The sequence below is a fragment of the Rhodococcus sp. OK611 genome (genome assembly GCF_003050885.1).
GTDB classification, from domain to species: domain Bacteria; phylum Actinomycetota; class Actinomycetes; order Mycobacteriales; family Mycobacteriaceae; genus Rhodococcus_G; species Rhodococcus_G oryzae.
Genome location: NZ_QAOZ01000008.1, coordinates 96,429 through 109,244, shown reverse-complemented (window position 1 = coordinate 109,244; position 12,816 = coordinate 96,429). Strand labels below are relative to the sequence as shown.

14 protein-coding genes are annotated in these 12,816 nt (G+C 66.8%); 6 read left to right on the top strand and 8 right to left on the bottom strand.

What is annotated here, in order from left to right; genetic code table 11:
* Positions 1–79: 79 nt before the first annotated feature.
* Positions 80–694: a TetR/AcrR family transcriptional regulator gene (locus C8K38_RS11845; protein ID WP_097211657.1), complete on the bottom strand. Its 615-nt coding sequence runs from the start codon at positions 692–694 to the stop codon at positions 80–82.
* Positions 695–769: 75 nt separating this feature from the next.
* On the opposite strand from C8K38_RS11845, the gene C8K38_RS11840 reads away from it, so the two are divergent.
* Complete coding sequence (locus C8K38_RS11840) at positions 770–1,504, top strand: SDR family oxidoreductase (RefSeq protein ID WP_257017464.1); 735 nt, start codon at positions 770–772, stop codon at positions 1,502–1,504.
* Between the two features lie 135 nt (positions 1,505–1,639).
* Here C8K38_RS11840 and C8K38_RS11835 read toward each other — a convergent pair whose 3' ends face one another.
* Positions 1,640–2,371 carry a TetR/AcrR family transcriptional regulator gene (locus tag C8K38_RS11835; protein ID WP_097211802.1) on the bottom strand — a complete coding sequence of 244 codons (732 nt, stop codon included), beginning with the start codon at positions 2,369–2,371 and terminating at the stop codon, positions 1,640–1,642.
* 100 nt (positions 2,372–2,471) lie between these two features.
* Between C8K38_RS11835 and C8K38_RS11830 the strand changes: the two genes are divergently transcribed.
* Positions 2,472–3,656, top strand: coding sequence for an FAD-dependent monooxygenase (locus C8K38_RS11830; RefSeq protein WP_097211655.1), 1,185 nt, complete (start codon positions 2,472–2,474; stop codon positions 3,654–3,656).
* Between the two features lie 228 nt (positions 3,657–3,884).
* Here the strand turns inward: C8K38_RS11830 and C8K38_RS11825 are convergent, their stop codons facing one another.
* Together C8K38_RS11825 and C8K38_RS11820 are read right to left on the bottom strand one after the other, a co-directional pair.
* A complete protein-coding gene (locus C8K38_RS11825) occupies positions 3,885–4,346 on the bottom strand; it encodes a HEAT repeat domain-containing protein (protein WP_108168820.1) in 462 nt (153 codons plus the stop codon).
* A gap of 12 nt (positions 4,347–4,358) precedes the next feature.
* Positions 4,359–5,279 (bottom strand): poly(ethylene terephthalate) hydrolase family protein, encoded by a 921-nt coding sequence (locus C8K38_RS11820; RefSeq protein ID WP_257017463.1) that lies wholly within the window; start codon positions 5,277–5,279, stop codon positions 4,359–4,361.
* Positions 5,280–5,323: 44 nt separating this feature from the next.
* On the opposite strand from C8K38_RS11820, the gene C8K38_RS11815 reads away from it, so the two are divergent.
* From C8K38_RS11815 to C8K38_RS11805, 3 genes are read left to right on the top strand one after another with little or no spacing between them, the layout of a single operon-like run.
* On the top strand, positions 5,324–6,682 hold the full coding sequence (locus C8K38_RS11815; protein WP_097211801.1) for a flavin-containing monooxygenase: 1,359 nt from the start codon (positions 5,324–5,326) through the stop codon (positions 6,680–6,682).
* Between the two features lie 21 nt (positions 6,683–6,703).
* Positions 6,704–7,534 (top strand): DUF1707 SHOCT-like domain-containing protein, encoded by an 831-nt coding sequence (locus C8K38_RS11810; protein ID WP_097211652.1) that lies wholly within the window; start codon positions 6,704–6,706, stop codon positions 7,532–7,534.
* 29 nt (positions 7,535–7,563) lie between these two features.
* Positions 7,564–8,187 (top strand): IMPACT family protein, encoded by a 624-nt coding sequence (locus C8K38_RS11805; protein ID WP_097211651.1) that lies wholly within the window; start codon positions 7,564–7,566, stop codon positions 8,185–8,187.
* Positions 8,188–8,211: 24 nt separating this feature from the next.
* Here C8K38_RS11805 and C8K38_RS11800 read toward each other — a convergent pair whose 3' ends face one another.
* The 4 genes from C8K38_RS11800 to C8K38_RS11785 all read right to left on the bottom strand — a co-directional run bounded on the left by C8K38_RS11800 (position 8,212) and on the right by C8K38_RS11785 (position 10,762).
* The gene (locus tag C8K38_RS11800) at positions 8,212–9,246 is read right to left on the bottom strand and encodes an aldo/keto reductase (RefSeq protein WP_097211650.1); all 1,035 of its coding nucleotides are present in this window, start codon (positions 9,244–9,246) and stop codon (positions 8,212–8,214) included.
* Positions 9,243–9,677 carry a MerR family transcriptional regulator gene (locus tag C8K38_RS11795; protein ID WP_097211649.1) on the bottom strand — a complete coding sequence of 145 codons (435 nt, stop codon included), beginning with the start codon at positions 9,675–9,677 and terminating at the stop codon, positions 9,243–9,245. Before C8K38_RS11795 ends, C8K38_RS11800 begins: the two co-directional genes overlap by 4 nt.
* 11 nt (positions 9,678–9,688) lie before the next feature.
* Positions 9,689–10,210 (bottom strand): cysteine hydrolase family protein, encoded by a 522-nt coding sequence (locus C8K38_RS11790; RefSeq protein ID WP_097211648.1) that lies wholly within the window; start codon positions 10,208–10,210, stop codon positions 9,689–9,691.
* 102 nt (positions 10,211–10,312) lie between these two features.
* Positions 10,313–10,762, bottom strand: a complete 450-nt coding sequence (locus C8K38_RS11785; RefSeq protein WP_097211647.1) for an SRPBCC family protein — start codon at positions 10,760–10,762, stop codon at positions 10,313–10,315.
* 564 nt (positions 10,763–11,326) lie between these two features.
* Between C8K38_RS11785 and C8K38_RS11775 the strand changes: the two genes are divergently transcribed.
* The gene (locus C8K38_RS11775; protein ID WP_143548445.1) at positions 11,327–12,772 is read left to right on the top strand and encodes a DUF6924 domain-containing protein; all 1,446 of its coding nucleotides are present in this window, start codon (positions 11,327–11,329) and stop codon (positions 12,770–12,772) included.
* Positions 12,773–12,816: the final 44 nt, after the last annotated feature.

The following is a 12,816-nucleotide window of genomic DNA, read 5'->3' as shown; positions in this document are numbered from 1 at the left end:
CGGGATGGATTTGTCGCCGCGTTGATCGAATGCGGTACGGCCGATGAGCGGCATGCGAGTCGAATCCTTCTGCAGTGGATCAACTTCCGCCGGTCACGTCGGGGCCGAAGGCGGCCGTCAATGCTGCCGCGATCAGGTTGGACAGGTCCGGGCGACCGTCCTCGGTGGCCCAGCGCGTGAGGGCGGCGTTCATTGCAGCCAGGCAGGCGCCGGCCGCCGCCCAGGCGCGGAAGTCCGATTCGGGGTCGGCGGCGGCATCGCCGCGGAGGGCGTCGACGATGGCCTGCTGAGTGGCGTACTGACTGTCCAGGTGTCGGGCCCGGAGCGCCGGCACGGTGATCATCAGACGGAGTCGGTCGAGCAGTAGATCGTCGGCATCGGTCCGGGAGCCGCTGATCAGGTCGGCCGCCTCGATCAGGGCCCGCCCGATCCGTTGGACCAGCGTGCCGTCGGCCGGGCCTGCCGCGATCCGGTCGGCGATGAGTTGGTCCTGCTGACCGACCAGGACCAGGTCTTCCTTGGTGGGAAAGTGCCGGTACAGCGTCATCGGCGAGATTCCGGAGGCTGCAGCGATCTCGCTCAGGGTGACCGCGTCGTAGCCGCGTTCGGCGAACAGCGGGATCGCGTGGGCCTGGATCGCGCGCTGCATCTCGGCCCGCCGGCGGTCTCGGAGGGTGGGTTGGGGAGCACTCATGTGGTATAGACTACCATCATGCTACTAACTAACAGTTCGAAGCATGGCGGCCCGCTGACGGGTCGAACCGCACTGGTGACCGGAGCTTCGCGGGGGATCGGGCAGGCGGTCGCCCTGCGGCTCGCTGCCGACGGCGCGACTGTGGCCGTGCACTACGGCACGGATCGCGCCGGTGCGACGGCGACACTGGCCGAGATCGAAGCCGCGGGTGGCGGAGGCTTCGTGGTCGGTGCCGAGCTCGGGGTGGACGGCGACATCGACGCCCTCTTCGATGGGCTGGCCGTTGGCCTGGCTGGGAGGCCGCTCGACATCCTGGTCAACAACGCGGCCGCGGAGCCGGCGGGTCCGATCGAGGCCACCACGCCGGAGCAGTTCGACCGCCTGTTCGCGGTCAATGTCAGGGCTCCGTACTTCATCATCCAGCGGGCTCTGCCGTTGCTCCCCGCCGGCGGACGGATCATCACGCTCTCCTCGGTGGCGGCCCGGATGGCCAACGCGACCCAGACCTCGTTCGCGATGACGAAGGGCGCGATCGAGACGATGAGCAGGACGCTGGCCAACGAGCTGGGGGTCCGCGGCATCACGGTGAACGCCGTCGCGCCCGGCGCGACCAGGACGGCGACGAACGGGGCCTACTTCGAGGCCCCGGGCATCGAGAATTTCCTGGCAGGGATGACCGCACTGGACCGGCTGGGGGAAGCGGTCGATATCGCCGACGTGGTCGGGTTCCTGGCCTCACCCGATGCTCGGTGGATCACCGGTCAGGTGCTCGATGCGAGCGGCGGCCTTTTTCTCGGGCCTCGGATCTGAATGACCGTCGCTCAGTGCATCATCGTCGGTTGATGTGAACGCGCCGCACCATCGAAAATCGCAGGCCCGGCAAGGGGATTCCTTCGCATCCGGGCTACTTCGAGCTCCATCATCGGTTGTGTCGCTTGGATCCGCCTACTTCCGTGCGCTGACGTAGGCCGCGATTCCATCGAGGATGCGGTCGATGCCGAATCGCAGGGCATCATTGCGTCCGGCATTCGGATCGGTCTGCTCGGCCTGGTCGGCGAACGCGGCCGCAACGCGCGGGAAGCTGTCGCCGTGGGCGGTCAGGATCGCGCCGATCTCCCTGGCCAGCTGGCCCTCCGTATCGTCGTCCTCGGTGGCCGAACCCACCTGCTGAACCAGGCTGCGGACGTGACCGAGCAGCAGCACCGCACTATCGAGGCGTTCGGGGCCGGTCAGTGAGCTGCCGTCGAGCGCGGCGAGTGCAGTCTCGAGCCAGTTCAGTTCATTGGGGCCGATGGGTCGGGGGCCGGTCGTGAGCTCGAGCGCCCAGGGGTGGGCGCGATAGCGGTTGAAAGCGGTCACGGCCCACGCTGCCAGGTACTCGCGCCAAGGTTCCGGTGAATCCGGCAGGGCTGCAGCCACTTCCGGCGCGGGTCCGAATGCCGTGTCCAGCATGAGTGCTGCGAGCTCGCTCTTGCCGGGGACATAGCGGTAGAGCGCCATCTTGGCGCATCCCAGGCGTTCGGCCAGGCGGGCCATAGAGAGATTGGCCAACCCTTCGGCGTCGGCGAGGGCAATGGCCTCGGCGACGATTCGGTCCAGGGTGAGCGATGGTTTCGGTCCGCGCCTGGGCGCCTGAGGGACTCCCCAGAGCAGTTCGGCGGCGGTCGGTCCGGCCATGGTCGTCATCCTCTCGGAGTTCTTGACGTTTAACTGCGTCCAGCATACGCTAATCACGAAACAGCGTCCGGTAGACACAGTTAATGGAGGGGTCCTCGAAATGCGCAACACCACCGTCCTCATCTCCGGCGCCAGCGTCGCCGGTCCCGCCCTGGCCTACTGGCTGGACCGCTACGGCTTCGACGTCACCGTTGTGGAGAAGGCGCCCGCCCTGCGGGGCGGCGGCCAGGCGATCGATTTCACCGGCCACACGCATATGGCAGTGCTCGAGCGCATGGGCATCATCGAGGACATCAAGGCCCGCCAGACCGGCAAGACCGACATGGTGCTCGTCGATGCGCAGGGTCGGCAGCAGGCCCTCATCTCGGGTGAATTCACCGGCGGCGATATCGAGATCCTGCGCGGCGACCTATCCGAGGTCATGTACGAGCGCACCGCCGACAATTGCCGATACCTGTTCGGCGACACCATCACAGCCCTTACCGAAACCACCGCCGGCGTAGATGTGGAATTCGCCCGCGCGCCCGCCCGCACCTTCGATCTGGTCTTCGGCTGCGACGGCATCCATTCCCGGGTGCGGAAGCTGACCTTCGGTCCTGAACAGGACTTCGTCAAACATCAGGGCTACTACTACTGCATTGCCGGAGCCTCGCACTGGGAGCTCGACGGGAGCAGGCTGCGTGAACGCGCGGTGTCACACGGTCACAATGCACCGGGGCGATTGGCTCTCGTGGGCGGCTCCAAAGCCGGTCAGATGTATCTGTTCGCCTCCCCACAACTCGACTACGACCGTGATGATTTCAATGCTCAGCGGCGCCTGATTGCGGAGAAGTTCGCCGGCGTGGGCTGGGAGGTGCCCGGAATGCTGGCCGAGCTACCCGGCCTGGACGGCTTCTACCTCGACTCGATCAGCAAGGTCAGCATGAAGACCTTCGTCAAGGGTCGCGTCGCACTGCTCGGCGATTCCGGCTACGGCAGCACCCTCGCGGGTTTCGGCACCGGTCTCGCCGTTGTCGGTGCCTATGTGCTCGCCGGTGAACTGGCCACCGCGGGCGGCGATTACGCCGTGGCATTCAGCCGCTACCAGGAAATGATGAAGCGCTACTGCAAGATGGCCAATGGTGCGCAGCCCGGGCGGTTCCTGGCGCCGAAGACCGCGCTGGGTCTGCGCTTGCGCAACTGGTTTCTGCAGTCGAGGTTCTTCGACATGATGGTGAAGTCCGCGGAGAACTCGAAGAATGATATCGAGTTGAAGAACTACCCGGAAATCGTAGGTACACACTGAAGTAGGGGTTACTGCAGTGTCCGACCCACGGGTCCGGATGCGGCGCTTGCATTGGATTACTCAGCTGAGCATGCGGCCTGGCCGACTGGATGGGCGTTCACCAATGGCGGGTCCTCCTGGGCTGCAGGCGGATCGGTCAGGCCGACCAGGCGCTGATCACGCTCGAGGAGGGCTCCCGATCCCACAATTCTGAATGTGTTCCATTCTCGTGTGGCGGCGGGTGTGCGTTCAGGTGTCCAACGGGTGGAACCAAGCGGAATCACGGCGCCGGAGGAACATGTCCAGTGCGGCTCCGACATTCTCGCGCACGAAGTCCTCTTGCTCGGCCGCGATCAAGGAGCGCATCGTCTCGAGTTCACGCTCGGCGCCAGGCAGGTCGAACACCGCACAACCAGCAGCGTTGCGGACATCCCAATCGTCGTCTGTCCGGGCCAGGTGGATCAGTGCCCCGCGGCATCTCTCGGCAAGGGAATCGTCATCGATCCGAAGGATCGCGAAGACCCTTACCGCTTCGATCCTCACCAAGTCGTCTTCTGACACATCAGCCGCTACCGCGAGCAGAAAATGGGCCAGCAGGGATCCGTCGCCATCCTCGGGAACGAATGTTCGCAGTGCGGAGAAACGCCTATCCGCGCTCCACTGCGCGAAGTTGCTGACCAAGTCACGTGCGGCTGCTGATTCGGAACTCATGAAGCTCTCGGCTCACCAACCCTTGACCGCGGTCCCGTCCCACCGTGGGTCGGCCAACAGTTCCGGTGCAGGACCGACGAAGGCGCGCGCGGCGTCGGTGTCGTCGGTGAGGGTGAAGCGCAGCCACGCGGTGAGGTACCCGCGGAATCCGCCCCCGTCGGTGGGCCAGTTGTGCCCCACCCCCAGCAGGCGGCCGCGGGCAGCGGGCCCCGGGCTGACGGAGTGATAGGCGGCCTGCGGTATGGCCGTCGAGACCGGATCGTCTGACCCGGTCAGGTAGAACACCGGACCTGTCAGCCGGGCGACGTCGATCTCGTCGACGGGCCGGGTGGCCCACCACGGATCGGGCAGGTCGAGCACGGCGGTGGAGGTGATGAGACCGTCGGAGTCGGTGCTGGCGTTGATCGATCCCCCGGCGCCCTGCGAATGTCCGACCGCCGCGACGTGAGCGACGTCGATGCGATCGTGAAAGACGCTCTCCGGGTTGTCGTTCTGCGCCAGGATGTAGCGCGCTGCCGCCAGGATCTCGGTCCCGTCACCGGTGACGCTGCTGTCGGCGACCACGACGACGAATCCCCAGGAGGCCAGGTGGCGTAGCAACTCCTCGTACTGCTCGTACGTCGCGTGGCTGCCGTTACCGAAGGTGACCACCGGATGACGGTCGGGGCTGGTGGCGATGTCGGCGGGGTGGAACACCTGATATCCGGGCACCGCGACCGATGCGACGGCGTGGATGCCGGTGGCCGCGTAGCGCTCGCTGACGGATTGCCCTTCTGGAACAGCGGGAGCCGCAGGCGCCGCGGCACCTGGCGCGGGAGCCGATGCGAGTGCCGGTGCCGAGAACCCGGACGCCATCGGCATCGCGATGATCGCGGCGAGGAGCAGTGTCCGGGTGCGTCGGGTGGTGGGAAGTAGAGGTCGCCGTAACGTCACGAAATCGCATGCTACCCAGCGTGGGCGCGTGCGAGCATGCCGCCATGCACAATTCTGTCGAATCCCGGCGGAGCGTCCCGGCCCCGAACGTCGAGACCCGGCCCCGCGTGTGCGTGATCGGTGCGGGGTCGTCGGGCATCGCCGCGGCGAAGGCGCTCCACGTCGCCGGCATCCCGTTCGACTGCTTCGAGCAGGGCAGCGTGATCGGCGGCAACTGGGTCTACGACAACCCGAACGGGGTGTCTGCCTGCTACGAGACGCTGGAGATCAACACGTCCTGCCCGCGGATGGCGTTCTCGGACTTCCCGATGCCCGACGACTATCCGCCCTACGCGCGGCACGACCAGGTCCGGGCCTACTTCGAGTCCTACGTGGAGCATTTCGGGTTCCGGCACACCATCACCTTCGGCACCACCGTCGAGCAGGTCGAGCGGGCACCGGACGGCACATGGTCGGTGCGTACGACCGGCCCCGCCGGCGAGCGCGTGGAGAGCTACGACGCCGTGCTGGTCGCGAACGGGCACCACTGGGACGCCCGCTGGCCGGACCCCACTCCTGGAACCTTTACCGGCGAGGAGATCCACTCCCACGACTACCGCACCGCCGACCAGCTAGCCGGCCGCGACGTGGTGGTCGTGGGCATGGGGAACTCGGGTCTCGACATCGCAGTCGAGGCGTCCAAGGTCGCACGCAGCACCACGCTGGCGGTGCGGCGCAGCCACTGGGTGATGCGCAAGATGCTGCTCGGCAAGCCCGCCGACCGATTTGTGATGCCGGGCTGGATGCCGGGCTGGGCGATCTCTGCCGGACTCCGCGTCACCGCCCTCACGGCCGGTAACCTGACCCGCTACGGGCTCCCGCGGCCGACACATCGGCCCGGTCAAGCGCACCCGGTTCAGTCCGAGCAGATCCGCGCGCGACTGCAGGCCGGTGCGATCATCCCACGCCCGAAGATCGACCGGTTCGACGGTGACACAGTCGTTTTCGAGGACGGGACCCGGTCCCGGGCCGACCTGATCGTGTGGGCCACCGGCTACCGGGTGAGCTTTCCGTTCCTCGACCCGGAGCTCGTCGCCGCCCCCGAGAACGACCTGCCGCTGTGGAGGCGAACTGTGCACCCGGATCTTCCCGGCCTGTACTTCGTCGGGCTTCTGCAGCCGCTCGGCGCGGTGATGCCACTTGCCGAGGCACAGAGCGTGTGGATCGCGGAGACCCTCGCCGGCCGGTACCTACCGCCGCCCGACGCCGAGATCCGGTCGCAGATGACGGCCGAGTACGATCGCGCCAAGCGGCGGTTCTACGACTCGCCGCGACACACCATGGAGGTCGACTTCGACCACTACCTCTGGAGTCTCGAACGCGAGCGCCGGCGCGGCGCCCGCCGCGCCCGGGCCGCCCGCTGACCGCTTTCCTAGGATTGGTGGGTGTCCGATTTGAATTCAGCTACCACCCGAGCACGGGACCTCGACCGTTCGCAGACCTGTACCTTGCTGGACACCGCGTACAGCGACGGCCAGCTCGGTGTGGACGAGTACGAGGCCCGCACCGCGGCCGCGATGCACGCGGCAACGATCGGTGACCTCAGCAGGCTGACGGCTGACCTGCAGATCCCCGCCCACCTTCTCGAGTTGTCGAGTGCACCCGAGGCCCCGGCCCGCCGCTCCGGCCTGCCGGGGCGAGGACTGGTCGTCGCGGTCGCAGTGGTGGTTCTCCTCGGCGGCTTCGGCTTCGGCTATCTGCTGTTCGGCCGCGCCGCCGACAGCGATCAGTCGATCAGCGCGTCCGGATCGACCCCTGCACAACCTGTGGCTGCTGGTGAGCCGGTCGACACCCTGACAGCCGACGGCATCCGCGAGTTTCTGCGCCGCTTCGAGCAGGAATTTCGCGACACGACTGCCGACGATGTCGACCTCTACCGGGACGATGCTGTCGTCGACCGGGTGATGCCCGGTCAGCCGCACCGCTCGCAGCGATGGATGTTCACCGGCGGATTCAAACCATGGACGGAGCCCAGGAACCGGGATCGGGACCAGGCCACGGTCGATCTCGAGCAACTCGATGTCGACCGGATCGGCCAACTGATTGCCGACGCTCCCGGTTTGGTTCGCCTGCCCAGCGGGCGCATCGATCGAGTAGGGATCCGCGCCTCCGACGCCGAGCCTCGCGTCACGGTGTACGTCGAGGACGGTGACGCCTACAAGGGGAACGTGACAGCGACACTCCGCGGCAAGATCCTTGACGTCCAGGCCGCGTGACTGCGCCCGGAATTGGTGACTGGACCACCATGCCTTCCACGCTGCCTGCGGGCACCGACATCGTGGCCGAGACCGAGGTCAAACGCTCCCGGTTCATCGCGGTGCTGCGGCGCGCCGACCGAGCAACCGAGGCGCAGGACTTCCTCGACGAGCAGCGACGCCGGTATCCCGATGCGCGGCATCACTGTTGGGCCTACATCACCGGAGACGAGCCCTCGGAGCGGGCAGAACGCGCGGGGGACGACGGGGAGCCCGGCGGCACCGCCGGGGTGCCGATGCTGCAGGTACTGCGCACCCGGGACCTGGTCGACGTCGCGGTGGTGGTGACGCGGTACTTCGGCGGTGTCAAGCTCGGCGCAGGTGGGCTCGTGCGTGCGTACTCGGGGGCGGTGGCGGCGGTGGTCGACGCGGCGCCACTGGTCGGCCGCGAACGCCTCGAGCTGCTGACGCTCGAGGTCGGTCATGACACCGCCGGCAGGGTGGAGGCCGAATTGCGCGGTCGTGGAGTCGCCGTCGTCGACACCGCCTACGGCGCGGCCGCCGCCCTCACCCTCGCCACCCGTGACCCCGCGCGGCTGGCCGACACGGTCGCCGAGATCACCGCCGGCGCAGGCGAGCTCGTCCCGGCGGGTGCACGGTGGGTGGATGTGTGAGCAGGCCGCCAGCGGGCGTCGACGTCACTCTCGCCCCGTCGAAATCCATTGCGGTCCGTTGAACGTCAGGTTTCGATCGCCGGTCACCAGATCCGCCGCCCGGTCGAGCCTCGACATCTGGTCGTCGCCGAGCGCCACCCGGACCGCGCCCGCGTTCTCGTCGACCCGCGCCGCCCGCCGGGTGCCGGGGATCGGCGCGACCGGCACGCCGAGCCGCTCACCCTGTGCCAGCAGCCACGCCAGCGCCACCTGCGCCGGCGTGGACGACACCTCGCCGGCGACCGCGCGCACCACGTCCACGACGACCTGGTTCGCCTCGAAGTTCTCGTCGAATCGCGGCTGTCCCTTGCGCATCGAACCGGACACGCTCTCCTTGGTCAGCGTGCCGGTGAGGAATCCGCGTCCGAGGGGCGAGTAGGGCACGAAACCCGCCCCGACCTCGATCGCGGCGGGCACCACCTGACGCTCGACATCGCGCGACCAGATGCTCCATTCGCTCTGCACCGCGGTGATCGGATGCACCGCCGCGGCCGCGCGCAGCTCGTCACCGGTCACCTCGGACAGCCCGAGGTGCCGCACCTTGCCCTCCTCGACGAGTTCGGCCATCGCGCCGACGGTCTCCTCGATCGGCCGGCCGAGCTCACGTCGGTGCATGTAGTACAGGTCGATGACGTCGGTGCCGAGTCGCCGCAGCGAGGCCTCGCACGCCGACCGGACGTAGTCGCGGTCGCCGCGGGTCGGCGTGTCCCCGGGCTGGTCACCGATCCTGCCGGTGATGCCGAACTTGGTCGCGAGCTGAACCTCGTCGCGGCGGGTGCGCAGCACCTCGGAGATCAGTTCCTCGTTGGTGCCGGCAGGCCCGAGCGCGTCCGGGCGGGGTCGGCCGTACACGTCGGCGGTGTCGATGAAGGTGACGCCGATGTCGAGGGCGTGGTGCAGGGTGGTCAACGCCTCGGACGGATCGGTCGGTCCGTAGACGTGGCTCAGCGCCATTCCGCCGAAGCCGATGCGGCTGACCGCCAGCCCGTGGCCGAGTTCGACCGTCGGTGCCTGACTCATAGGGAATCTCCTTGTCGTTCGAGAACGGTGAGGTCGGTGATCGGCGCGTTGCCGCAGTCCAGGCCGCGGTCGATCAGCCCTCGGTAGTGCTCGACCTTGTCGTCGATCGCGTCGAGGTCCTGGTGCAGCTGGTCGAGTTGGGCGAGTACTCGTTCGCGATGCGTGAGCAGCAGCGTCATCCGGCGTCCGTGACTGGCTGCACCCTCCTCGTAGAGTTCGAGGAACCGCCGGATCTCCGCCACTGGCATACCGGTGCGGCGGAGCCGAATGATCAGCTGGATCGTCCGCAGCGAGGCGTCGTCGTAGCGGCGGCGCCCGTCGCTCCCGCGCTCGATACGCGGGATCAGACCCTCACGCTCGTACCAGCGAAGCGTGTCGCGGGTCAGCCCGGTCGCCTCGGAGACCTGCGCGATGCCCAGTGCCGTCGTCATGGGTACCGACGCTAGGTGCTGGAGTGCACTCCAGCGCAAGCGTCGGCTCGGACCACGGTGATTCCCTCCGTCGCCAGTGCGGCCAGTGCCCGGTGGTGGGACCCGACCGTCGTGCCGGCGCAGGCATCGGCGATGACGGACACGCGGTACCCGAGCGCGCGCGCCGACCTCGCCGCGAGCGCAACCCCGTGCTCGGTGGCGATGCCGGTGAATACGACATCGGTGATCCCACGCAGGCGCAGGTTCGTGTCCAGATCGGGGTTGGTGAAGACGTCGCGGTCGTACTTCGTCAGCACCTGATCTCCCTCGTCCGGCGCCAGCACCGGATGAAACGACGCGCCGTGGCCCGCCGGATCCGACCGCATCGGATCGGTCGGGTCCGTGCTCAGGTACCGGGTACACACGACCAGCGCTCCCTCGGTCCGAAACCGGGTACGGGCCAACGCCGCCCGGCCGACGACCTCGCGGTCGTGCGCCAGCGCGACGATCCAGTGTTGGAAGTCGATCTCGATCAGTGCGGTGGTGGTGGCCATCCGCGGCACGCTAGCGACTGGAGCGCACTCCAGCGCAAGCCGCTGATACGAGCGCTGTCGGCGCGTTCGTGATGACTCGGACTGGTCTCCGACTGTGGAACCTCAGGTTTCAAGGTGGTCGAGTACCTCACGAAGTCGCGACAAGGTCACCTTCCATCCCCGCTCCAAGGCATTGCGCGCCATTCTCTGCCGACGGTCGTCGATATCAAATCCTGTTTGCGTCAGCAGAAATCGCGTGCCATCGCCCTGTGGCCGGATCGTCCAGTCAACGGTCCACCGCGCAGGATGCGCGGCTCGCAGATCGACCCAACTCAGGATCAACTGCTCACCTGGCCGAGCCGCCAGGACTTCGCAGGCGATCTCGGCGGTCGGCTGACCCGGCACTGCGAAAGTGAAGTGCGTCCCGACAGACGCGGCGAAGCCGACCGATCGCATCAACCATCGCTCGAGCAGTGCCGGTTCTGCCAGAGCACGCCAAACGGCGTCTGGCGAATGCGGGAAGAAGCTGCCGATCTCGACCGCAGCGGGATCCAACTCTGCATCAGCTATCACCGGTGCACCTCCTCAACGAATCCGAATCTGGTCGCCGTGACGCGGTTGCCGCGGCGGGGCGTAGCGCTCAGCGGGTCGCTCGCACTCGAGACGCGTCACTGTTGGTCAGTACGTTGCGGGATCCCAGAAATAGAGCTGACGTGCAAATGCGCCGATCAAGAACCCTGCTGGGGGATTGAGAGCGCGCCTTCTCCCTTGTGGATCGAGCTGGTACACAGCGGTCATTCCGTGGAAGGTGACGCAGTGGATGTTGTCGGATCCGAAGGGGCTGAACGCAACCTTGTTGAGGCCATTCCATGCGTCGAGTGCCCACGGCACCGGAATTGGTCGCTGCACGGGTACTCGCGCAAGCCGATATCTTGCGCCGCTGCGTTGGGTGCCAAGACGGCCCCGAGGCTGACTGTCAGTGCGCAAGCCGCGACGAGCACTGTGCGGTTCATCTCGAATTGCCTCCCCCAGCAAAGGTGATCGACAGTCTGTTAATACGGGCCGGCGGGTGCCGCGTTACAAGCGACTTCGTGGACAAGTACCCGGCTGAGTAGAGAAACGTCCTAGGTTGGGTGGATGTCGATGACGTGGCCGCAGATACGAGGTTTGAATTACAGCACGATGGGGCGGTCCGTCCGCGCCGACATGTGGTGCGACGACACCTTCACGGGGCGGGTGTGGTTCTTGCCGCCCACGACGTGGCGTATCGAGGACGCAGCCGGCGAAGCGACCTACATCGAGAACGACACTGATGAGTACCGCCTCGCCGACGACGGAGTGATGGTCCACACGGCCAAATCTCCGAATCGGTTTGTCATGACCAGCGGTGCCGCGCCATGGCAACTCCTGCAGGCGTATGCCACGTGGCCACTGGAAGATTCAGGGACGGAGCAGCGGCTGGTCCCTACGGGTCTGCCTCGTCCAGTGGAGGTCCGCGGCCGCGCAGGCTGGCAGGTCCAGTTCGCCGACGCTATGCCAGGTGGTGAGGTGACCTACGTGATCGACGCAGAACTGGGCATCGTCCTGTCGAGGTCCATAGGTTCGCAGGTGATGGAACTGGCGAAACCCCATTTCGACGAAGACTTCGATCCGGCGTTGTTCACCTGGATCGGCCCGGTCCGGGAGGAAGAGGATCGGTTCATCACCCCTGCTCAGCGCGAGTATGAAGCGAAGGCACAGGCGCTCGCGCAGATGCCGCGGCCGCAGGTCGCCTGGTTGCCGCGGACCATCGAAGTCCAACCGGTTGACGGTGATCCACGAACCGGGGCCATGGATCTGCAGGTGACGGCTCAGTACGGCTACCTCACTCTGCGCCAATGGGTCACCGAGGTCGGCGAGCCCGAGATCACCTGGATGCAAGGGCAGACACCGTTGCGTCACCGCGAAGCAATCGGTCCATGGACGTTTGAGATCCGCAGCCACAACCTGATCGACTCCGACGACTGCGCACGAATCATCGGCTCGATCGTTCCGGCTGACCCGCCGGCCACCACCGCCGCGCAGATCCGCGAGATGCTCGACCGTGACACAGCCGAACGGGCCGACGCCGAACTCAGTGAAATGTTGGGGACAGGTCGCCACCTCGACGACTACCTCGGCGATCGAGGCGGGGATTCATTGTTCATCCGAACCGATTTCAGCAACGGCGCCGCCTGGCGCGAGGTGGCCGCCGCGGCGATGGCGGCCGGCGAAGGCGACGAATCCGAATTCATGGCGTGCCTGACCTGTATCGACAACCCTGCGAACGACGGCTTGTCGATCTCAGATCTGCTCGAACGGATCGGTGACCGGCCCCCGTACTACGTGTTCATCGCAGACACCACCACGATCACCGACCCCGAACATCCGATCCTCGCCGTGGACACCGGACCCGCAGACTCAGGTCATGGCAGAGGCCAGACTGTGAGGGTGATCCCGTCGCAGATGTGGTCCATCGAGAACAACCTCTCCCTCGCCAACATGGACTTCGAGGACTTCGCCGATTCTGCCGGCCCCGACGGGGTCTATCGCGGATTCTCCTGAACGAGCAAACGGCTGTGCGGGCCTCTGATCTCGATGGGGTATGG